Source organism: Streptomyces sp. BRA346 (assembly GCF_052851135.1).
Window position 1 is genome coordinate 1 of sequence record NZ_JAIWIH010000008.1, and the last position, 20383, is coordinate 20383.

20 protein-coding genes are annotated in these 20383 nt (G+C 72.2%); 8 read left to right on the forward strand and 12 right to left on the reverse strand.

Going from position 1 to position 20383, the window contains the following annotated elements; genetic code table 11:
• Positions 1-282: 282 nt before the first annotated feature.
• Together alc and allB are read right to left on the reverse strand one after the other, a co-directional pair.
• A complete protein-coding gene (alc, locus tag LCH29_RS13010) occupies positions 283-1407 on the reverse strand; it encodes an allantoicase (RefSeq protein ID WP_446461867.1) in 1125 nt (374 codons plus the stop codon).
• A complete protein-coding gene (gene allB / locus LCH29_RS13015; protein ID WP_446461868.1) occupies positions 1404-2777 on the reverse strand; it encodes an allantoinase AllB in 1374 nt (457 codons plus the stop codon). Before allB ends, alc begins: the two co-directional genes overlap by 4 nt.
• 212 nt (positions 2778-2989) lie before the next feature.
• Between allB and LCH29_RS13020 the strand changes: the two genes are divergently transcribed.
• Entirely contained in the window at positions 2990-3802 is an 813-nt protein-coding gene (locus tag LCH29_RS13020) for an IclR family transcriptional regulator (protein WP_446462075.1), read from the forward strand.
• A gap of 8 nt (positions 3803-3810) precedes the next feature.
• Here the strand turns inward: LCH29_RS13020 and LCH29_RS13025 are convergent, their stop codons facing one another.
• Complete coding sequence (locus LCH29_RS13025; protein WP_446462076.1) at positions 3811-4095, reverse strand: DUF5955 family protein; 285 nt, start codon at positions 4093-4095, stop codon at positions 3811-3813.
• Positions 4096-4316: 221 nt separating this feature from the next.
• Between LCH29_RS13025 and LCH29_RS13030 the strand changes: the two genes are divergently transcribed.
• Together LCH29_RS13030 and aceB are read left to right on the forward strand one after the other, a co-directional pair.
• Positions 4317-4937 carry a nucleotidyltransferase family protein gene (locus LCH29_RS13030; protein ID WP_446461869.1) on the forward strand — a complete coding sequence of 207 codons (621 nt, stop codon included), beginning with the start codon at positions 4317-4319 and terminating at the stop codon, positions 4935-4937.
• A gap of 102 nt (positions 4938-5039) precedes the next feature.
• On the forward strand, positions 5040-6659 hold the full coding sequence (gene aceB / locus LCH29_RS13035; protein WP_446461870.1) for a malate synthase A: 1620 nt from the start codon (positions 5040-5042) through the stop codon (positions 6657-6659).
• 128 nt (positions 6660-6787) lie between these two features.
• Here aceB and LCH29_RS13040 read toward each other — a convergent pair whose 3' ends face one another.
• From LCH29_RS13040 to uraD, 5 genes are all read right to left on the reverse strand, one after another.
• Entirely contained in the window at positions 6788-8647 is a 1860-nt protein-coding gene (locus tag LCH29_RS13040) for an alpha-L-fucosidase (protein WP_446461871.1), read from the reverse strand.
• Positions 8648-8804: 157 nt separating this feature from the next.
• Positions 8805-10202, reverse strand: coding sequence for an 8-oxoguanine deaminase (locus LCH29_RS13045; protein ID WP_446461872.1), 1398 nt, complete (start codon positions 10200-10202; stop codon positions 8805-8807).
• Positions 10203-10222: 20 nt separating this feature from the next.
• Positions 10223-11104 carry a factor-independent urate hydroxylase gene (gene pucL, locus LCH29_RS13050; RefSeq protein WP_446461873.1) on the reverse strand — a complete coding sequence of 294 codons (882 nt, stop codon included), beginning with the start codon at positions 11102-11104 and terminating at the stop codon, positions 10223-10225.
• Between the two features lie 5 nt (positions 11105-11109).
• Positions 11110-11439, reverse strand: coding sequence for a hydroxyisourate hydrolase (gene uraH, locus LCH29_RS13055; protein ID WP_446461874.1), 330 nt, complete (start codon positions 11437-11439; stop codon positions 11110-11112).
• A complete protein-coding gene (uraD, locus tag LCH29_RS13060; RefSeq protein WP_446461875.1) occupies positions 11439-11963 on the reverse strand; it encodes a 2-oxo-4-hydroxy-4-carboxy-5-ureidoimidazoline decarboxylase in 525 nt (174 codons plus the stop codon). The genes uraH and uraD overlap by 1 nt, the downstream gene beginning before the upstream one ends.
• A gap of 101 nt (positions 11964-12064) precedes the next feature.
• Between uraD and LCH29_RS13065 the strand changes: the two genes are divergently transcribed.
• The gene (locus LCH29_RS13065) at positions 12065-12514 is read left to right on the forward strand and encodes a hydrolase (protein ID WP_446461876.1); all 450 of its coding nucleotides are present in this window, start codon (positions 12065-12067) and stop codon (positions 12512-12514) included.
• Here the strand turns inward: LCH29_RS13065 and LCH29_RS13070 are convergent.
• On the reverse strand, positions 12477-12872 hold the full coding sequence (locus LCH29_RS13070) for a helix-turn-helix domain-containing protein (RefSeq protein WP_446461877.1): 396 nt from the start codon (positions 12870-12872) through the stop codon (positions 12477-12479). The two genes, LCH29_RS13065 and LCH29_RS13070, sit on opposite strands and share 38 nt — an antisense overlap.
• Entirely contained in the window at positions 12869-13120 is a 252-nt protein-coding gene (locus LCH29_RS13075) for a hypothetical protein (RefSeq protein ID WP_009714285.1), read from the reverse strand. Before LCH29_RS13075 ends, LCH29_RS13070 begins: the two co-directional genes overlap by 4 nt.
• Before the next feature lie 198 nt (positions 13121-13318).
• Between LCH29_RS13075 and LCH29_RS13080 the strand changes: the two genes are divergently transcribed.
• The 3 genes from LCH29_RS13080 (at position 13319) to LCH29_RS13090 (ending at position 15929) form a co-directional block, all read left to right on the forward strand.
• Positions 13319-14074 carry a hypothetical protein gene (locus tag LCH29_RS13080; RefSeq protein WP_446461878.1) on the forward strand — a complete coding sequence of 252 codons (756 nt, stop codon included), beginning with the start codon at positions 13319-13321 and terminating at the stop codon, positions 14072-14074.
• A 135-nt stretch (positions 14075-14209) separates the two neighbouring features.
• Complete coding sequence (locus tag LCH29_RS13085) at positions 14210-15136, forward strand: alpha/beta fold hydrolase (protein WP_446461879.1); 927 nt, start codon at positions 14210-14212, stop codon at positions 15134-15136.
• A gap of 64 nt (positions 15137-15200) precedes the next feature.
• Complete coding sequence (locus tag LCH29_RS13090; RefSeq protein ID WP_446461880.1) at positions 15201-15929, forward strand: neutral zinc metallopeptidase; 729 nt, start codon at positions 15201-15203, stop codon at positions 15927-15929.
• Between the two features lie 6 nt (positions 15930-15935).
• Here LCH29_RS13090 and LCH29_RS13095 read toward each other — a convergent pair whose 3' ends face one another.
• Together LCH29_RS13095 and LCH29_RS13100 are read right to left on the reverse strand one after the other, a co-directional pair.
• The gene (locus tag LCH29_RS13095; RefSeq protein ID WP_446461881.1) at positions 15936-17636 is read right to left on the reverse strand and encodes an AMP-binding protein; all 1701 of its coding nucleotides are present in this window, start codon (positions 17634-17636) and stop codon (positions 15936-15938) included.
• Positions 17637-17692: 56 nt separating this feature from the next.
• Complete coding sequence (locus LCH29_RS13100) at positions 17693-19408, reverse strand: AMP-binding protein (protein ID WP_446461882.1); 1716 nt, start codon at positions 19406-19408, stop codon at positions 17693-17695.
• A gap of 111 nt (positions 19409-19519) precedes the next feature.
• Here LCH29_RS13100 and LCH29_RS13105 point away from each other — a divergent pair, with 111 nt between their 5' ends.
• Positions 19520-20365, forward strand: a complete 846-nt coding sequence (locus tag LCH29_RS13105) for a response regulator transcription factor (protein ID WP_446461883.1) — start codon at positions 19520-19522, stop codon at positions 20363-20365.
• The last annotated feature ends 18 nt before the right edge of the window (positions 20366-20383 follow it).

A 20383-nucleotide genomic window follows, 5' to 3' on the forward strand; every position in this document is an offset into this window, starting at 1 on the left:
CCATCTCCCCGGCCCATTCACCCTGCATGCCTACAAGACTGGCCCCAACCCTGCCGGGCCGGGGCCAAAACCCCCAACATTTTCAGTGATCTTCTAGGGGGGTGTCTCGCCGATCATGCCGGGCTCCCGACGCCTGGCACGGCACCTCGCGGCCCCGCGCTCGTCGCGCGCAGCACCGCTGCGCCCTCCTCACGCGGCTTGCGATGCTCCCCCAGCTACCGCTGGGAGGTGCCCCCTGCACCAGACGCCGCTCGCTGATCCGGCCTGATCGACAAGACACCCCTAGCCCAGCTCCCCGTACCGCGCCGCCAGCCGCTTCGCGCCCTCGGGCGTCAGGGAGCCGTGGAGGCGGAGGCGGGCTATGCCGCCGTCCGGGTAGATGTCGATGCGGACGTGGGTCACCGGCGGGGCCTGGTCGAGGAGGAAGCGGTGGACGGTGTCCGGCTGGAGGGGGGTGCGGGGCAGGAGTTCGGCCCAGGGGGCGTCCGCGTCCGTGGTGGTGTCGCGGCCGTACAGGGCCGCCCAGCCGGGTGAGTTGCCCTTGTAGCAGCCGGTGTCGATCTCGACGGCGCGGATCAGGGCCTGTTCGGTGAGGCGGTAGCGGACCCAGTCGTTGCCCCGGTCGCGGCGGCGGCGGGTCTCCCAGCCCTCGTCCATCTTGTGGGAGCGGCCCGGCTGGATGGAGTTGGCGGGCGGGGAGTAGAAGCGGTCGGAGGCGTCCTCGGCCGCGCCGCCGTTCTCCAGGGCGGCCAGGTCGAAGGTGCCGAGCCGAGTGAGCCAGGCCGGGTCGGGGACGACCTCGCCGTGCACGCGGAGGCGGGCGATGCCGCCGTCGGGGTGCTGCTTGAGGCGCAGGTGGGTGAAGCGGCGGGGAACGGAGACGGGGAAGCCGTTGGCCGCGTGGCCGCCGACGGGGGTGCGGGGGACGAGGGTCGTCCACTCGGTGGCGTCGGCGAGCAGGTCCGCGGGGGACGGGGTGCCCGGCAGCGAGGTGGCCTCCACGCTCACCGCCTGCGGGTAGTTGCCGCGGAAGTGGGCGGTGTCGACCACGATGCCGTGGATGACCCCGGGCGCGCCCAGCCGGATCAGGGCCCAGTCGTGGTCCTCGTCCGTGGGGTGCGGGGTGTCGGCGGAGGCCCCGCGGCGGCGCCTGGTCTCCCAGCCGTCCATGACCTTGCCCTTGTGGCCGAAGTCCGCGGGGTCGAAGTGCGGCGCCCCGGGCCGCAGCAGGTTCTCGCGCTCGGCGAAGAACTCGTCGTTGGCCGCGGTCACGCTGCCGCCGAGCCGCCGGTCGGCGAGGTCGGGGAGGTGGGTGAAGGCGAAGTCGGCGGTGCGGTAGTCGGCGTACGGGTCGCCGCCGCCGTACGGGTGGGCGTCGCCGGTGAAACGGGGGGTCGGCGCGGTCATACGCGGGGCTGCCTTTCCAGGAGTCGGCCCGTGGGGAGGGGGCCGGTCGGTGCGCCGTGGTCGGCGATCTTGTGGCCGCGCAGCCAGGTGGACCGTACGACGCCGTGCAGCGTCTTCCCGGCGTACGCGGTGACCTGGTTGCGGTGGTGGAGGGCGGCGGGGTCGACGGTGAAGGTCTCCTCCGGCGCCAGGACCGCGAAGTCGGCGTCCCGGCCCGCCTCGATGGCGCCCTTCTGGCGGAGGCCGACCAGGGCGGCGGGGGCCGTGGACATCCACCGCACGACGTCCGCGAGGGTGTGGCCGCGGCGGCGGGCCTCGGTCCAGATGGCGGGCAGGCCGAGCTGGAGGGAGGAGATGCCGCCCCAGGCCTGCCCGAAGTCGTCGGTCTTCAGGTCCGCGGTGCAGGGCGAGTGGTCGGAGACGACGCAGTCGATGGTGCCGTCGCCCATGCCCTGCCACAGCGCGTCCCGGTTGGCGCCCTCGCGTATCGGCGGGCAGCACTTGAACTCGGTGGCGCCGTCGGGGACTTCCTCGGCGGTGAGGGTGAGGAAGTGCGGGCAGGTTTCGACGGTGATCCGGACGCCCTCGGCGCGTGCGGCGGCGATGCGCGGCAGGGATTCCGCGGAGGACAGATGCAGGATGTGGACCCGGGCGTCCCGCTCGCGGGCGAGGTCGACCAGGCCCTCGATGGCCCGGTTCTCGGCGGCGCGGGGGCGGGAGGCGAGGAAGTCGGCGTAGCGCGGGCCGCTGGGCGGCGGGGCGCTCTCGATCAGCTGCGGGTCCTCGGCGTGGACGATGAGCAGCCCGCCGAAGCCCGCGATCTCGCCGAGGGTGGCCTCGAGTCCAGCCGGGTCGAGGTGCGGGAACTCGTCCACGCCGGAGTGCAGCAGGAAGCACTTGAAGCCGAGGACCCCGGCGTCGTACAGCGGCCGCAGGTCGGCCGTGTTGCCGGGGATCGCGCCGCCCCAGAAGCCGACGTCGATGTGGGCCGCGCGGCGGGCGACGGCCCGCTTGACCTCCAGCGCCTCGACGTCGGTGGTGGGCGGGATGCTGTTGAGGGGCATGTCGACCAGGGTGGTGACGCCACCGGCCGCGGCGGCGCGGGTGGCGGTGGCGAAGCCCTCCCATTCGGTGCGGCCGGGGTCGTTGACGTGGACGTGGGTGTCGACGAGGCCGGGGAGGAGGACGTCGTCCCCGAGGTCGTCGAGACGCGCCCCCGGCGGGACGGCGGTGTCGTACGGCAGGACGGCCAGGATGCGGCCCTCTGCGGCGGACACGGCGACGGACGCGGCGCGCGGGCCGTCGGGGGTGATCACGCGCGTCGAACGCAGTACCAGGTCCGGGTCCGGTCCCGGGTCCAGCTCGGGCACCCCTACTCCCCTCGATATTTCCGTAACACGGAATAAGTTTTCCGCTCGAAGTCTTCCCTTCTCCTCCAATCTGGTCAAGACTTTCCGGCACCCCCGTTCGATTCCGTAGGATGAAAGTGGATTTTCGATACGTAGAACGTGGCGCCGAGAGGGACCGGTAGGCTTCCGTTGGCCGGTCGGCCGCGATATCCGACGCGGGCGCGAGACCGGTGCTGCCCGCTGCGAAAGGAAACGCCGACGTGCCGTCCGCCGAGTCCAAGACCGCCGCCGCCAGTGCCGGTGGCGTCCAGTCCCTCGAGCGCGCCTTCGACCTTCTGGAGCGGATGGCCGACGCCGGGGGCGAGGTCGGGCTGAGCGAACTCTCCGGCAGCAGCGGCCTTCCGCTGCCCACCATCCACCGGCTGATGCGCACGCTGGTGGCCTGCGGCTACGTACGCCAGCAGCCCAACCGCCGCTACGCGCTGGGCCCCCGGCTGATCCGGCTCGGCGAGAGCTCGGCCCGGCTGCTGGGCACCTGGGCGCGGCCGTATCTGGCGCGCCTGGTGGAGGAGACCGGCGAGACCGCGAACATGGCGCTGCTGGACGGGGACGAGGTGGTGTACGTCGCCCAGGTGCCCTCCCGCCACTCCATGCGCATGTTCACCGAGGTCGGGCGGCGGGTCCTGCCGCACAGCACCGGCGTCGGCAAGGCGCTGCTGGCCAGCACGCCCCCGGACGAGGTACGCGCCCTGCTGGCCCGGACCGGCATGCCCGCCGCGACGGCGAAGACGATCACCTCGCCGGACGCGTTCCTGGAGGCGCTGCACCGCGTGCGCGAGACGGGGTACGCGGTGGACGACAACGAGCAGGAGATGGGCGTGCGCTGCCTGGCGGTGCCCGTGCCGGACTCCCCGACGGCGGCCGCCATCTCGATCTCCGGCCCGGCGGGGCGGGTGACCGACGAGGCCACGCAGGAGATCGTGCCGGTCCTGAAGGAGGTCGCCGCCGACCTGTCGGCCGCGCTCGCCAGCACGGACGGGACCTGAGGAAACAGCTAGCGCGCCACCGTACCGAAGAGGTCGATCGCCGAGCGGACCGCCCGCAGCGCCGGATTCAGGGCGCTGACCGAGCCCAGGGCGCCCGCCACCAGGAGCAGGGAGCGGCGGAGGCGGTGCAGTTCGGGGGTGCCGGTGCGGGCCATGGCGTCCAGCGCGGCCAGCTCGTCGTCCGCGATCGCCCGATCCGGTAATTCCGCCGGGTGGGCCGCCAGGTCACGCCTGAGCCGGGCCACGGCACGGCGCAGCTCCGCCACCCTCGGGTCTTCCTCGGTGCACGCCATTGCGGCGCCCTCCACGTCGGACAACACGGCCCTTCTCCCCCTCGCGCGCGGCTGCACGAGCCCGCCCTCCCTCTCCCCTGCCCCTCCGGACGTCGAATCGGACACAAGGGGCTGCGGATCAGTTAACGCCACCGTGTGCGCAGTGCGCCATACGGAGAGCGAAAATCAGACCGGCTGGGATGAACCGTCCACGCGGCGCCCCGGTGCGGTAAGCAGGGGCCATGGATCGCACCACTGATGACAATGCGCAGGTCGCCGGGTTGCTGCTGGCGGCGGGCGGGGGACGGCGGCTGGGCGGGCGGGCCAAGGCGCTGCTGGAGTACCGGGGCAGGCCGCTGGTGGAGCACGCGGCGCGCGCGCTGCTGGAGGGTGGCTGCGCACCGGTGCACATCGTGCTGGGCGCCGCCGCCGGGGCGGTGCGGGAGCGGGCCGAGCTACCGGGGTGCGTCCTGGTCGACAACCCGGACTGGGAGGACGGCATGGGCACCTCGCTCCGGGCCGGGCTGGCCTCGCTGAGCGGTACGGGGGCGCGCGCGGCGCTGGTCACGCTGGTGGACCAGCCCGGGATCGGGGCACCGGCGGTGGCCCGCGTACGGGCCGCCTGCCGCGACGCGGGGAGCCCGGCGGACAGCCTGGTGACGGCGGCGTACGGCGCCGAGCGGGGGCATCCGGTGCTGTTCGGCGCGGACCGCTGGGCGGACGTCGCGGCGAGTGCGCAGGGGGATCGCGGGGCACGCGCGTATCTGAGGGAACATCAGGCCGAGATCATCCGGGTCGACTGCGCGGACATCGCCCGCGTGGACGACATCGACACCCCGGAGGATCTGGCGCTGCTGCGGTGAGGCGCCCACGCTGTGCAGCGTGTCTCACACCGACACCCGATTGAACTTCCACGATGAGGAAACTAATATCCAGAATCGCTATCGACTGAGGAGTGAACGCCCATGTCCGCACCGGCGCCATCCCCGCTGGCCATCGTCGACGCCGAGCCACTGGAGCGTCAGGGAGAGGTGCTGACCGACGCGGCCCTGGCCTTCCTGGCCGAGCTGCATCACCGCTTCACCCCTCGCCGCGACGAGCTGCTCGCGCGCCGCGCCGAGCGACGGGCCGAGATCGCCCGTACGAGCACGCTGGACTTCCTTCCGGAGACCGCGCACATCCGCGAGGACCCGGACTGGCGCGTGGCCGAGGCCCCGCCCGCCCTCCAGGACCGCCGAGTGGAGATCACCGGTCCCACCGACCGCAAGATGACGATCAACGCGCTCAACTCGGGCGCCAGGGTCTGGCTCGCCGACTTCGAGGACGCCTCCGCGCCCACCTGGGCGAATGTGATCGGCGGCCAGCTGAATCTGACCGACGCGTATGAGCGCCGGATCGACTTCGCCACCCCCGAGGGCAAGAGCTATGTGCTGCGCCCCGCCGAGGAGCTGGCCACCGTCGTCGCCCGGCCGCGCGGCTGGCACCTGGACGAGCGCCATCTGCGGGACGCGGAGGGCCGGGCGGTGCCCGGCGGTCTGGTCGACTTCGGCCTGTACTTCTTCCACAACGCGCGCCGCCTGCTCGACCAGGGCAAGGGCCCGTACTTCTATCTGCCGAAGACCGAGTCGCACCTGGAGGCCCGCCTCTGGAACGACGTCTTCGTCTTCGCGCAGGACTACGTGGGCGTTCCGCAAGGGAGCATCCGCGCCACCGTGCTCATCGAGACGATCACGGCCGCGTACGAGATGGACGAGATCCTGTACGAGCTGCGCGACCACGCCTCCGGGCTCAACGCGGGCCGCTGGGACTACCTCTTCTCCATCGTCAAGAACTTCCGCGACGCGGGCGCCGGCTTCGTCCTGCCCGACCGCAACGCGGTGACGATGACCGCGCCCTTCATGCGCGCCTACACCGAACTGCTGGTGCGCACCTGCCACAAGCGGGGCGCCCACGCGATCGGCGGGATGGCCGCGTTCATCCCCTCGCGCCGGGACGCCGAGGTCAACGCGGTCGCGTTCGACAAGGTGCGGGCCGACAAGGACCGTGAGGCGAACGACGGCTTCGACGGCTCGTGGGTCGCCCACCCCGATCTGGTCCCGGTCGCCCGTGCATCGTTCGACGCGGTCCTCGGCGACCGTCCGCACCAGAAGGACCGGCTGCGCGAGGACGTCCGGGTCACGGCGGCCGAGCTGATCGACATCGCCTCGCTGGACGCCAAGCCCACCTTCGACGGCCTGCGCAACGCCGTCCAGGTCGGCACCCGCTACATCGAGGCGTGGCTGCGCGGACTGGGCGCCGTCGCCATCTTCAACCTGATGGAGGACGCCGCCACCGCGGAGATCTCCCGCTCCCAGATCTGGCAGTGGATCAATGCCGGAGTGGTCTTCGAGAACGGCGAGAAGGCGAGCGCCGACCTGGTGCGCACCGTCGCCGCCGAGGAGCTGGCCGCGATCCGCGAGGAGGTCGGCCCGGAGGCGTTCGCGGCGGGTCGCTGGCAGCAGGCCCACGATCTGCTGCTGAAGGTCGCGCTGGACGAGGACTACGCGGAGTTCCTGACGCTGCCCGCGTACGAGCTGCTGGGCTGAGCACTGCGCACGACGAGGGCCCCGGGACACCTTGGGTTCTAACGGTCCTCGCAACACCCGTGATCTGTGGGAGTTGCGAGGACCCCTGGAATCCAAGGAGCACGACCCGGGGCCCTCTCGTGTGTGCGTTACGACGGGGAGAGCTGGGTGCGCGGCACGATCTGCTGCGGCTGGTCCGGGCTGGACCACAGCAGCTTCATATGCGCCTCGCCGGTCTGCTCGGTGTACTCGATCTTGATGGCGTGGCGCTGCCCGGCCCGCAGGTCGACGGTCGCCTTGTCGACCTTCGCCGTGTGCGGCGTGGTGCTGTCGATGACGAGTGTGCCGTCGATCCACACCCGTACCGTGTCGTCGGAGACGGTGGTGAGCGTGTACGTCTGGCTGTGGCGGGGCACCAGCGAGCCGGTCCAGCGGACGCTGAAGCGGTCGGCCGGGACCCGGACGTCCGGTGAACCGGCGGTCCGCCAGGCGTGGTTGACGGTGCGGTCGGTGCGGGTGACGACCGGCGGCCCGGTGAAGGTGTCGTTCGCGAACACCTCCTGCCGCAGCCCCGTCCCCCGGCCCGGGGGCACGGACGCCCCGGACGGCTTGACGGTCAGCTCGATCACCGACGCGATGTCGTTGACCGCCCCGCCGGACGGGGTGAGGTCGAAGCCGTCCCCGGCCGCCGCGACCGCGACCTTCCGACCGCTGCCCAGCACCCGCGCCCGGGTCACCTCGAACGGCGCCCGCGCGGTGAGGTGGAGGGGCTGTCCGGCGGCGGGCCAGGAGGTCACGGACGCGTAGAGCGTGTTCCCGGACCGGCTGACCGAGCCCCATCCGGGCTCGGCCACCAGCCCGGCGTTCCCCGCGCCGTACACGGCCCGGCCCTGCCCGGACGTCCGCAGCCAGGAGCCGATGTCGCGCAGCCGGTCGACGGACGGCTGGGGTATCCGGCCGAGCTTGTCGGGGCCGACGTTGAGCAGGTAGTTGCCACCGCGCCCTGCGATGTCGAGGAGGTTGCGGGCGAGGGTCCGGGGCGACTTCCAGTTCTCGTCGTACTTCGCGAATCCCCAGTGGCCGTTGAGGGTCATGCAGGACTCCCAGAGCTGGCCGGCGACCTGGGAGCCGGGGATCTCCTGCTCGGGGGTGCCGTAGTCGCCGTCCACGACGCGGCGCTTGCCGACCCGGTTGTTGATGACCAGATCCGGGTCGAGACCGCGCAGATACGCCTCGAGCTGCTCGCCGTCCTTCGGGGACCAGGTGTTGGTGGGGTTGTCCGCGTCCCATTCGCCGTCGAACCACAGCAGCGCCGGGTCATAGCCGTCGATCAGCTCTTTGAGCTGCGCATACATCCGCTCCCGGTACTTCGGGAAGGTCGCCGGGTCCGCGAAGTCGGGGTCGTGCCAGTCCCAGATCGAGTAGTAGAAGCCGAGCTTGATCCCGGCCCGGTCGGCGGCGGTCTTCAGCTCGGCGAGGATGTCGCGCTTCTTGTCGAACGAGGAGTGGTCGCGCAGGTTCCAGGTGTTCTGCTTCGTCGGCCACATCGCGTATCCGTCGTGGTGCTTGGACGTGATGACGATGTAGCGCTGACCGGCGTCCTTGGCCGCCTTGACGACCGCCTTCGCGTCGAAGGACGCGGGATCGAAGCCCTGCGCCATGTCCTCGTACTCGCTCATCGGGATCTGGCAGTTCCGCTTGATCCACTCCGCGTCCCGGCACACGGTGCCGTCCGCGCGGGTGTACTCGCCTTCCAGTTGGGAGTACGCGCCGAAGTGGATGAACATCCCGAACCGGTCCTGCCGCCACCAGCTGGTGCGGGCGGAGGTGAACGGGTCGTCGGACGCGTAGTCGGTGCCGGGACCGGGTTCGGCGGTTGCGGGTACGGCGGTTGCGGGTTCGGCGGTGGCGGACGGGCCGGTGAGGGTCATCGCCAGGAACAGGCCGAGCAGCAGGCTCAGACCTCGGGACAGGCCGGACAGGGATAACGCCCGTGCGGGCACACGCATGGCGGCTCCTGTGCTCGTGGGTGGTCGGACAGGAGGGCTGGCCAGCCGCGTACCGGAACCTAGAACCGCAAAGGTGGGATGTCAACGGGGCATAAAGCGCCACGGGCGCCGCAACAGCGCCGGATAAGCCCTCGGACCATCCCACCCCTCCGATGTATCACCCCTCCGCGGCGATGCGGGCCAACCGCCGCGCCTCGTCCCGCGCGTCGCGCGCTATGGCGTCCTCATCGGCGGTGAGCAGCCGCCCCGCCTCCACCACCGGCTCGCCGTTCACCAGCGACAGGGTCACCGGCGCCGCCGGGCCCAGCACCAGCGCCGCGACCGGGTCGGCGATCGTCGAGTGGCCGATGCCGTCCAGCTTCCACAGCACCAGATCGGCCAGCTTGCCCGGCTCCAGCGACCCGATCTCGTCGCCACGGCCCAGCACCCTGGCCCCGCCGTGGGTGCCGAGCCGCAGCGCCTGGCGGGCCGTCAGCGCCTTCTCGCGGTGGTCGCCGAGCCGGTTGATCAGCAGCGCGTTGCGCAGCTCGGTGTGCAGCTCGCCGGACTCGTTCGAGGCGGTGCCGTCCACCCCGAGCCCCACCGGCACGCCCGCGGCGAGCAGGTCCGGCACCCGGGCGATCCCGGCGGCGAGCCGGGCGTTGGACGACGGGCAGTGGGCGACGCCGGTGCCGGTGCGGGCGAAGGCGGCGATGTCGGCGTCGTTCATGTGGACGCAGTGGGCCATCCACACGTCCTCGCCGAGCCAGCCGGTGTCCGCGAAGTAGTCGGTGGGGCCCATCCCGAACCGCTCGTGGCAGAACTTCTCCTCCTCGACCGTCTCCGAGCCGTGGGTGTGCAGCCGCACGCCCTTGCGGCGGGCCAACTCGGAGCTTTCCCGCATGAGGTCGGTGGTGACGGAGAACGGCGAGCAGGGCGCGACGGCGATCCGCAGCATCGCGTCGAACGAGCCGTCGTGGTGGGTGTCGATGGCCTCCTCGGTGGCGGAGAGGGCGTCCTCGGTGGTCTCGACGGCGAAGTCCGGCGGCAGTCCGCCGTCCGAGCTGCCGAGGTCCATGGAGCCGCGCGCGGCGGTGAACCGCACGCCCAGCTCGCGCGCCGCGCGGATCTCGGCGCCCAGCAGATCGCCCGCGCCGCGCGGGAAGACGTAGTGGTGGTCCATGGCGGTGGTGACGCCGCCGCGCACCATCATCGCGAGCGAGCCGCGCGCGGCGGCGTACACCATCGGCTCGTCGATCCGGGCCCAGGTGGGGTAGAGCTCCACCAGCCAGTCGAAGAGGTTGTGGTCCTGGGCGAGGCCGCGGGTGAGCCACTGGTAGAAGTGGTGATGGGTGTTGACCAGGCCCGGGGTGACGAGATGGCCGGTGCCGTCGATCCGGCGCGCCACCCCGTCCAGGCCCCGCGGCGCGGGGCCCGGGCCCACCGACTCGATGCGGTTGCCCGCGACGACGACATGGCCCGAGGCGTGCTCGGTGTCCTGCGCGTCCACGGTCGCGATGGCGCAGTCCTCGATGACGATGCGGTCGACGCAGTCGGTGCGGTCGGTGCGGTTCACGGGGCGGAGCCCTCCAGAGGTCAGTCGGTGGGAATCCTGGACTCGGCGCCGTCCCGCAGGACGGTGGCCTCGATGAGCCCGTACGGCCGGTCGGCGGCGAAGTAGACCTCGTTGTCGTTGGTGAGGCCGAAGGGCGCGAGGTCGACCAGGAAGTGGTGCTTGTTGGGCAGCGAGAGCCGTACCTCGTCTATCCCGGAACGCCGCTCGACAACGCGCGCACCCATCGCGTACAGCGTCTGCTGGAGCGAGAGCGAGTACGTCTCGGCGAACGCGGCCAGCAGATCGGCGCGCGCCCCCTCGTACGCGGCGTCCCAGTCCGGCTCCGGCCGCGCGGCGTCGCTCCAGCCGTGGCGCCAGCGGGCGTGCACATCGGTGGCGAGGATGCGGTCGCGCGCCTCCGGCAGGGTCGTGTACGGGTCCTTGACGAAGCCGTGGAACTCGGAGTCGGTGGAGTTCATGACCGTGAGGTCGCGGAGGCCGGAGAGCACCTCCCAGTCCCGGCCGTCGTAGCGGACCTGGGCGGTACGGGTCTCCTGCCCGGCGCGGACGAAGGAGTGCCGGGCCCGGCGGCCGGTCTCGATGCGCTCCCAGGCGTACTCCTCGATCCGGACGCGGGCGGTACGGATCGTCTCCTGGCTGCCGACGAAGTGGCGGGCCAGCTCGATGCCGAAGTGTTCGGCGGTGGCGATGCCGCGCTCCTTGGCGAAGGCGTACACCGTGTTCTTCATGGTGTCGGTCGGCAGGACACCGGTGTTGTCGCCGTGGCGGTGGACGTCCGCCATGTCGCCGGAGAGCGCGACGGAGACGTTCAGGTCCTTGATGTGGTGGACGTCGCCGTCGCGCACCATCCGGACCACACGGGTCTCCGCCTTGCCGTACTGGTTCTGGCCGAGCATGGGCATCGGGCTCAACTCCCTCGGTATACGGAGTAGCCGAACGGGGTGAGCAGCAGCGGCACGTGGTAGTGCTCGCCGGGCTCGACGGCGAAGACGACCGTCACCTCCGGGAAGAAGGGCCCGCGCGACTCGGTCTCGAAACGCAGCCGTACGTGGGTGGTGCCCTCGGGCAGGGCGGGCAGATCCTTGCACCGGCCGTCCGGGTCGGTGCGGGAGGCGGCGTGCGCCACCCAGTCGGCGTCGCCCGCGGGGCGCACCGACAGCTCGACGGGAACGCCGGGGGCCGGGCGGCCCTGGCTGGTGTCCAGGATATGCGTGGACACGGAGGTGGCGGTCGCCATCACCGCTCTCCTTCCGCCGCTTCCGCGGTCACGAGGTGGGTCAGCCGGATGCGGTTGATCTTTCCCAGTTCGGTGCGGACGATCTCGCGTTCGGTGCCGGTGTCGTTGTCGATCCGGCGGCGGAGTGCGGCGAGCATCTCCTCGCCGGTACGGCCGGTGGCGCAGATCAGGAAGACGTGGCCATGGCGCTCCTGATACGCGAGATTCAGCTCCAGCAGCTCCGCGCGCAGCTCGTCGGCGGCATCGCTCACCCCGCTCTGCTCGCGCGCCGAGGTGGCGTCGCCCGGCGTCGGCCGCCCGATGGGCGGATGCCCGGCCATGGCCTCGGCGAGATCGGCGCCGGTCAGCCCGGCCATGGCCGCGTCGGACGCGTCGAGCAGGGCGTCCACGTGGCGGTACGGCCGCCCGTCGGCCACCGCCGCGCCCCAGGCCCGGCTGGTGCACACCGTGTGCAGCAGCGCGGCCACGTCCGGCCGGTCCGTCGCGTTGAACCGGGCCAGGCCCGGTGGAGCGCTGCTAGTCACACCCGAAAGCTAAGAGCTTCCCCGAGATGCGTCAACACTTTGTTGAAGACAGGCCGGAAATGCGGGTCCCGGATACGGCCCGGGCACACCAGGATGGGCCCATGACCGCTGACCTCGCCGTACGGCTGCCGGACCGGTTCTGGTCCGTGCCCTACGTCGGCGCGCGCTTCCCCGGCTCCCCGGCGGTCGCCGAGCGCCCGGACCTCGCCGAGGGCGCCAACTGCCAGCTCTTCGCGTACGCGGTCCTCCGCCACCACGGCCTGGAACCGCCCGCGCTGCGCTCCGCCGAGCTGTGGGCCGACAGCGCGGCGACGACCCGCGTCACGCCGCCCCGCCCCCTGGACCTGCTGCTCTTCAACGCCACCGACGACGCGTACGGCGCCCACGTGGGCGTCTGGGCCGGGCCGGACCAGGTCCTCCACCTGTGCGCCGAAGCCGGGCGCCCCGCCGTATGGCCCCTGAGCGCCTTCGCGGCCCGGTCCCGCTACCGCACCCTGATCGGCGTCAAGCGGGTCACGGCTCGGAGCGCTCGGCCCCCTTCTCCCGGTTGAGGTAGTTGTAGACGGTGAAGCGGCTGACGCCGAGGGCGCTTGCGACCGTTTCCACGCCGTGGCGCACCGTGAAGGCGCCGCGCTGTTCGAGGGCGCGGACGATGCCCTGCTTCGTCTTGCGGTCCAGGGCCGACAGCGGGACGCCGTGGCGGCGCCGGAGGTCGGCGAGGATGTGGTCGAGGGACGCCGAGATGTGCGGGAGGCGGACGGCCACGACCGGGCGGCCCTCCCAGGACAGCACCACGTCGTCGTCCCGGGCCCGGTCCGGGGCGATCAGCTCGCCGCCCATCGCGTCGACCAGCGGCCGGACCGCCGAGACGAAGGGGTGGTCCGCGTACGCGTCCGCCGGGCCGGTCACGCGTCGGGCTCCGCGACGACGTTGACCTGGAGCGACACCCGGGTGGCGCCCGCCTCCAGGGACTTGCGCAGCAGGTCGTCCACGGCGGCCAGCACGGCGTCCGCGCGGCCCTCCGCGGTGTTGCCGAACGGGCCGACGTCGACGGTGTCCAGCGGTGCGGCCTGAACCGCCTCGCGGGCGACCACGGCGTGCGGCGGCACCTCGTCGAGGTCGAACGGCTCGGTGGTGAACTCAACCCTCAATCTCACGCGGCCAACCTACTGCGCCCGGCCGCGCCTCCGGCAGCCTCGCGCCGCGCGTACTCCGGGCGTCATCCGTCAAGCGTCCAGCCCGGCCTCACACGGGCGTCCCACTGGAGGCGGGCAGAACGCCCAAGTCCCTCCCGTCACTCCCCCGCTTCGTGGAGCATGGCCCAGTCACCGCAGACATCCGCTACGGAGCGTCAGATGCCAGAGAGCGTGCCGGTGCGCTGCCCCGCGTGCCGCCGCGAGCAGTCGTTCACTCCGCCCACCTTCCCGTGCTCGTGCGGCGCGCCGCTCACCCTCCCGGTGCTGCGCGACGGCACGCCGGAGGAGATCGGGCACCGCACGTGGCAGGACATATGGGTGACGGTGGACTGCCCGTCCTGCGGGCGTCAGGGCCACTGGCCGCAGCCGGAGTTCGGCTGCGGCTGCGGGGCGGTCGTCCGGGTGCCGGTCGTCCCGGTCGCGCCGGGGCCGGTCGCGCCGGGGCCGGTCGCGCCGGGGCCGCAGGCCCCGTCTCCGGGCGGTGCGCAGGCCCCTGGCGGTGCGCAGGACGGCGAGCCCGGGGCGCGTCCGGCGTTCCGGCCGGTGACGATCCGTACCGCGCGGGACGCGGTCACCGCCGCCGCCCAGTACCTGCGGTGGCTCGGCTTCGGATGTCTGCGGCGGCCGGACGACCCGGCGGCGTCCGGGGTGGACCTGTACGGGAAGGGCGTCGTCGCCCAGGTCGATCCGACCACCCGCCCCACCGGGCTGCGCGAGGTCGAGTGCCTGTGGCTGAACGGGCTCAACGAGTCGGCGGTGAGCGTCTTCTTCTCGCTGGCGGGCTACGCCAGGGAGGCGCGGGCGCGCGCGGACGCGCTGCACATTCCGCTCTTCATCATGGACCTGACCGGCACCCCACAGCCCGTCAACGACCCCGCGGACACGCTGATCCGCTGTGGCCCGCCCCGCGCGTGAGCACCCCGGATGAGCTTCATTCATTGTCACCCGTACGAGGGCCTTTTCGCCTCCTCTTCGCGGACGATCTTCGCCCTTCTGCGGCGCTCTACCGTGGTCCCCGATCCCGTCCACGACCCCTTGGAGCGCTCGACCATGCCCACTGAACTCACCGTCGACCACGCCGATGTCACCCTGGCCGTCCGCGACCACGGCGGCAGCGGCGTCCCGCTGCTGCTGATCCACGGCGCGGGCCGCACCCTGGCCGACTGGTCGGGGATCGCGGAGGAACTGGTCGCCGATCACCGGGTCCTCTCGATGGACCTGCGGGCCCACGGCCGCTCGGGGCGCGGGACGGAGCCCTGGACGACCGCGGCCGTGCTCGGCGACATCGAGGCCGTCCTCGACACGTGCGGCGTCCCGCAGGCGGTGCTCGTCGGCCACTCGCTCGGCGGCATGCTGGCCGCGCTGTACGCGGACGCCCATCCGCACACCCCCGGCGCGGTCAACCTCGACGGCTTCGGGCTGGGGCGGCCCGAGCACTACGCCGGTCTCGACCCGCACACCGTGGCCGAGGGCCTGGAGCGGGCCCGGCAGTTCGCCCGGGCCGCCTCGGGCCAGGCGTTCCCGCCCGAGGGGCTGGAGAGCGTACGCGCCCAGCAGGCCGCCATGGCCGACCAGCTGGGCTTCGCGCCCGAGCTGCTGGAGGAGGGCATACGGCGGTCGCTCGGCGAGACCGGCGACGGGCAGCTGTACCTGCGGCCCGATCGGGAGCGGGGGGTGGAGATGCTGGACGTGCTGGACGCGCTGGACATGTTCGCCGTCTACCGCCGACTGACCCGCCCGCTGCTGATCGTCCGCGGCACGCGGCTGGCGGACCAGGGCCCGGAGCTGGCGTGGTTCGGCGAGCTGATGGCCGCACATCAGAAGGGGCTGGAGGGGCGTCTCGCGACGCTCGCCGCCGACCACCCGCACATCGCGGTGCACACCCTGGACGCGTCGCACGCGATGCTGCTGGAGCGCCCGCGTGCGCTGGCGGACCTGGTGCGCTCCTTCACCTCCGGCCTGGACTTGCGCTCATGACCGGGGGGCGCTTCGGTTGAGGCACCGCCCCCCATCGTTCACGACCGGCCGGAGGCCGCATTCGATGGCTGTTCCCTGGTACCCGAGGATCGCGGCGTCGCTCCTGACCCTGCTGACCGTCCTGACCCTGCTGACGGTCGCCGGCTGCGGCGGTGGCGGGCTGCCGCAGCCGTCGGAGACGAGCCGGTCCGCGACCACTCCGAGCGTCCCCGATCCGGGGACGGGGGACAGCGTGGAGGGTGACATCAACGCGGCGGTGTCCATCACCAACACCTACTGGTCCACCCACTGGAACGAGTTCTTCACCGGCACCTATCGCCCGCCGCGGGTCCTGGGGGCGTACGACGGCGCCACCGGCACCGCGCCCACCTGCGGCGGCGCCGCGCTCCCCGACAACAACGCCGTCTACTGCCCGGGCGGCGACTACGTGGCGTGGGACATGGACCTGATGCGGGCGGGCCACCAGCGGGGCGACGCCTGGGTCTACCTGGTGATCGCCCATGAGTGGGGGCACGCCATCCAGAACCGGCTGGACGCGGGCCTGGTCGACCTGGCCCGCGAACTCCAGGCCGACTGCCTGGCCGGTGCCGTCCTCTTCGGCGCGGCCCGGGACAAGACGCTGACCTTCGAGGACGGCGATACGGACGAGCTGGCCGACGCGCTGTCGGCGCTCGCCGACGAGACGCCGTGGACGAACACCTCAGACCACGGCAACGCCTCGCAGCGGGTGTCGGCGTTCAGCCGGGGCGCCGAGTCCGGGGTGAAGGGCTGCCTCCCGAACGCGGTGCGATAAAACGCGTTATCGCGTGGGCTGGGGTCTCCGGTCCGGGTCGGTACGGGACTCCGGGACCCCGGCCAGCTCGCGGGCGCCCGCCTCCCTCAGCTCGACCTTGCGGACCTTGCCGCTGACCGTCATCGGGAAGGCGTCCATGACGCGCAGATGGCGCGGCACCTTGAAGGCGGCCAGCCGTCCGCGGCAGAAGCGGGCCAGCTCGTCGCGGGTGAGCGCGGTGGCGCCCTCGCGCAGGATCACGCAGGCCAGGATCTCCTCGCCGTACTTCTCGTCCGGTACGCCCACCACCTGCACATCGGCGATCTTGGGGTGGGTGTGCAGGAACTCCTCGATCTCCCGCGGGTACACGTTCTCCCCGCCCCGGATGATCATGTCCTTGATCCGGCCGACGATCTGGACGTAGCCGTCCTCGTCCATCACCGCCAGGTCCCCGGTGTGCATCCAGCCCGCCGGGTCGATCGCCTCGGCCGTGAGTTCCGGTTCCTCCCAGTAGCCGAGCATCACCGAGTAGCCGCGGGTGCACAGCTCGCCCCGGGTGCCGCGGGGGACGGTCAGACCGGTGGCCGGGTCCATGACCTTGACCTCGACGTACGGCAGCACCCGGCCGACCGTGCCGGTGCGGCGCGCGAGGTCGTCGTCGCGCCGGGTCTGGGTGGAGACCGGGGAGGTCTCCGTCATGCCGTAGCAGATGGACACCCCGGCCATGTGCATCTCGGCGACCACCCGCCGCATCACCTCCACCGGGCAGGGGGATCCGGCCATGATCCCGGTGCGCAGGGAGGAGAGGTCGAAGGTGGCGAAGTCGGGCAGGGCCAGCTCGGCGATGAACATGGTGGGGACGCCGTACAGCGAGGTGCAGCGCTCCCGTTCGACGGCGGAGAGGGTGGCGGCCGGGTCGAAGGTGGGGCCCGGGATGACGACGCAGGCGCCGTGGGTGGTGGCGCCCAGGTTGCCCATCACCATGCCGAAGCAGTGGTAGAAGGGCACCGGCAGACAGATCCGGTCGTGCTCGGTGTAGCCGACCGTCTCCCCCACGAAGTAGCCGTTGTTGAGGATGTTGTGGTGGGAGAGGGTGGCGCCCTTGGGGAAGCCGGTGGTGCCCGAGGTGTACTGGATGTTGACCGGGTCGTCGCAGGACAGCCGCGCCTCGCGCTCGGCCAGCTTCTCCTTCGGCACTCCTTCGCCCGCGCGCACCAGCCCCTCCCAGGTGCGGTCGCCGATGTAGACGACGTCGCGCAAGGCGGGGCATTCGGCGCGCACCTGCTCGACCATCCGGCGGTAGTCGCTGTCCTTGTGCTCGGTGGACGAGACGAGGACCGACACCCCGGCCTGCCGCAGCACATAGCGCAGCTCATGGACGCGGTAGGCGGGGTTGACGTTGACCATGATCGCGCCGATGCGGGCGGTGGCGTACTGCACCAGCACCCATTCGGGGCAGTTGACCGCCCAGATGCCGACCCGGTCGCCCTTGCCGACCCCCTTCGCCATCAGCCCGAGCGCGACCGCCTCGACCGACCGGCCGAACTCGGCGTACGTCCAGCGGCGGCCGGAGGGGATGTCGACCAGCGCCTCGCGGTCGCCGTGGCGCTCGATGGCCCGGGCGAGGTTGGCGCCGATGGTGTCGCCGAGCAGCGGCAGGTCCCCGGTGCCGCTCGCATAGGAGAGGGCGGCCGGGGGCGGAGCGGCGTCGGAGATCGGGTCGGTCATGGTGTCTCCTTGCGGTCACATGCCGTGGTGGTCACATGAAGGGGAGCTGCTGTTCATCAGGTTCCCTCATGAAACTCGATGCCCTCTCCACTCGCCGTGCGTTCCCGCAGTTCGATCCGGCGAATTTTGCCGGACACCGTCTTGGGCAGGTCCGCGAACTCCAGCCGCCGCACCCGCTTGTACGGCGCCAGCACCGCCCTGGAGTGCGCGAACAGCACCTTCGCCGTCTCGGGCCCCGGCTCCCAGCCCTCGGCCAGCACGATGTACGCCTTCGGCACGGCGAGCCGCAGCGGATCGGGCGCCGGGACGACGGCGGCCTCGGCGACCGCCTCGTGCTCCAGCAGGGCGCTCTCCAGCTCGAACGGCGAAATCTTGTAATCGGAAGCCTTGAATACGTCGTCCGCGCGCCCGATGTAGGTGATGTAGCCGTCCGCGTCGCGCGATCCGATGTCGCCGGTGCGGTAGTAACCGCCCGCGGTGGCCTCGGCGGTGCGCTCCTCGTCGCCCTCGTACCCCGTCATCAGGCCGACCGGGCGACCGTGCCGTCCGGTCAGGTCGAGGGAGATCTCGCCCTCGTCGCCGGGCTCGCCGGTGACCGGGTCCAGGAGGACGACGCTGAAGCCGGGCGTCGGGCGGCCCATCGAACCGGTCTTGAGCGGCTGACCGGGGGTGTTGGCGACCTGGACGGCGGTCTCGGTCTGGCCGAAGCCGTCCCGGATCGTCACGCCCCAGTCGCGCCGGACGTGCTCGATGACCTCCGGGTTCAGCGGCTCACCGGCGGCGACGGCCTCCCTCGGGGGGTGCCGCAGCTGCGTCAGATCGGCCTGGATGAGCATGCGCCAGACGGTGGGCGGGGCACAGAAGGTGGTGACGCCGCAGCGGTCCATCTCGGCCATGAGGCGGGTGGCGTCGAAGCGGGTGTAGTTGTGGATGAAGACGGTCGCCTCGGCGTTCCAGGGGGCGAAGAGGTTGGACCAGGCGTGCTTGGCCCAGCCCGGGGAGGAGATGTTGAGGTGGACGTCTCCGGGCCTGACCCCGACCCAGTACATCGTCGACAGATGACCGATGGGGTAGGAGATGTGGGTGTGCTGGACGAGCTTGGGCTGAGCGGTGGTGCCGGAGGTGAAGTAGAGCATGAGGGGCGCGGTGGCGAGGGTCGGCCCGTCCGGTACGAAGCGGTCGGCCCCCTCCGGGGCCTCGCCCGTCGCCCCGTCCGGCACGGCGTCCGTCTTTGCGTCCTCGTACGCCAGCCAGCCGTCCGGCACGCCGTGGTCTCCGCCGACCGCGATCCGGGTGTAGTCGCCCGCCACCTCCGCGAACTTGCCGGTGTCCTCCGCCCGCACGATCACGTGCTTCGCCCGGCCGCGGCCGATGCGGTCCGCCAGGTCCAGCGGACCGAGCAGCGGGGTGGCGGGGATGACGACGGCGCGCAGCTTCATCGCCGCCAGCGCCGTCTCCCACAGCTCCTTCTGGTTGCCGAGCATGACCACGATCCGGTCCCCGGGCCGCACGCCCCGCGCGCGCAGCCAGTTCGCGGCCCGGTCGGAGCGGCGGCGCATCGCGTCGAAGCTCAGCCGGGTCTCGCGGCCGTCCTCCTCCACGATGTGCAGAGCGGTGCGTCCGTTCCCCTCCGCGATCCGGTCGAACCAGTCCAGGGCCCAGTTGAAGCGCTCCGGGCGGGGCCAGCTGAACCCTTCGTACGCCGCCGCGTAATCCTCGCGGCGGTCGAGAAGGAAGTCCCGTGCCTCGCGGAATTCGTGAGACGGACTCATTGCTGTCACTTCGTCCTCCTGATTTGACGTGCCGCTCGCTAGCATCGTGCGACGGGTGATCTGTGTCTCACCACCCCCGGACGGGGGTGACGGCGTTTCGGGGAGGCGACCGTGGCGGAATCGGAGCGTGCCGTCGACGTACGGACAGCACTGCTGCGGATGCGCCGACGCGGCGGGCTGCCCGTCGCCTTCGGCGGACTGTTCTCCGGCGCACAGCAGTTCCGCATCTCGGAACTCACCGGAACGACCACGAACTCCTTGCGCGGGCTCGCCATCGCGGCGGGCAACGGGCTCGGCGGCAAGGTCCTGACCCTGTCCCGGCCGATATCCGTGATCGACTACCCCGTCTCGCGCGCGATCAGCCATGAGTACGACGGCGCGGTCGACGCCGAGGGGCTGCGCTCGATGATGGCCGTCCCGGTGGTCGTCCGGGGCCGGGTCCGCGGCGTCCTGTACGGCGCGCTGCGGCAGCCGCTGATCCTCGGCGACCGCGCGCTGAGCACGGCGGTGGAGGCCGCCCGCGAGCTGGAACGGGCCCTCACCGCGCAGGACGAGGCGCGGCGGCTGATGACGGTCGTGGAGCAGTCGGCGCCGGAGACCGAGCCCGGCCCGGCGGTCTGGGAAGAGGTCCGCGCGGCCCATGGCGACCTCCGGGCCCTGGCCCACCGGGTGGGCGACCCGCAGCTGCGCGAGGAGATCCTGAGCGCCTGCGGCCGCCTGGCCCGCGCCTCGTCGGGCGGCGACTCCGCGCCCCGCGGACGCGTGCGGCTGTCCCCGCGCGAGGTGGACGTCCTGGCCTGCGTTGCCTCCGGCGCGACGAACTCGGCGGCGGCCGACCGGCTGGGGCTGCGGCCGGAGACGGTGAAGAGCTACCTGCGGTCGTGCATGCGCAAGTTGGGGGCGCGCACCCGTCTGCACGCGGTGGTCGAGGCCCGCCGCGCGGGCCTGCTGCCGTAGGGCGTACCCGCCACGTCC

Coding starts and splice junctions, on each gene's coding strand:
- alc (WP_446461867.1), bottom strand. CDS start 1,407: ATGACCGCGCCGACCCCCCGTTTCACCGGCGACGCCCACCCGTACGGC.
- LCH29_RS13030 (WP_446461869.1), top strand. CDS start 4,317: ATGGATCGCACCACTGATGACAATGCGCAGGTCGCCGGGTTGCTGCTG.
- LCH29_RS13100 (WP_446461882.1), bottom strand. CDS start 19,408: ATGAGTCCGTCTCACGAATTCCGCGAGGCACGGGACTTCCTTCTCGAC.
- LCH29_RS13040 (WP_446461871.1), bottom strand. CDS start 8,647: ATGCGTGTGCCCGCACGGGCGTTATCCCTGTCCGGCCTGTCCCGAGGT.
- aceB (WP_446461870.1), top strand. CDS start 5,040: ATGTCCGCACCGGCGCCATCCCCGCTGGCCATCGTCGACGCCGAGCCA.
- LCH29_RS13085 (WP_446461879.1), top strand. CDS start 14,210: ATGCCCACTGAACTCACCGTCGACCACGCCGATGTCACCCTGGCCGTC.
- LCH29_RS13025 (WP_446462076.1), bottom strand. CDS start 4,095: ATGGCGTGCACCGAGGAAGACCCGAGGGTGGCGGAGCTGCGCCGTGCC.
- LCH29_RS13065 (WP_446461876.1), top strand. CDS start 12,065: ATGACCGCTGACCTCGCCGTACGGCTGCCGGACCGGTTCTGGTCCGTG.
- LCH29_RS13095 (WP_446461881.1), bottom strand. CDS start 17,636: ATGACCGACCCGATCTCCGACGCCGCTCCGCCCCCGGCCGCCCTCTCC.
- uraH (WP_446461874.1), bottom strand. CDS start 11,439: ATGGCGACCGCCACCTCCGTGTCCACGCATATCCTGGACACCAGCCAG.
- LCH29_RS13090 (WP_446461880.1), top strand. CDS start 15,201: ATGGCTGTTCCCTGGTACCCGAGGATCGCGGCGTCGCTCCTGACCCTG.
- pucL (WP_446461873.1), bottom strand. CDS start 11,104: ATGCCCATGCTCGGCCAGAACCAGTACGGCAAGGCGGAGACCCGTGTG.
- LCH29_RS13080 (WP_446461878.1), top strand. CDS start 13,319: ATGCCAGAGAGCGTGCCGGTGCGCTGCCCCGCGTGCCGCCGCGAGCAG.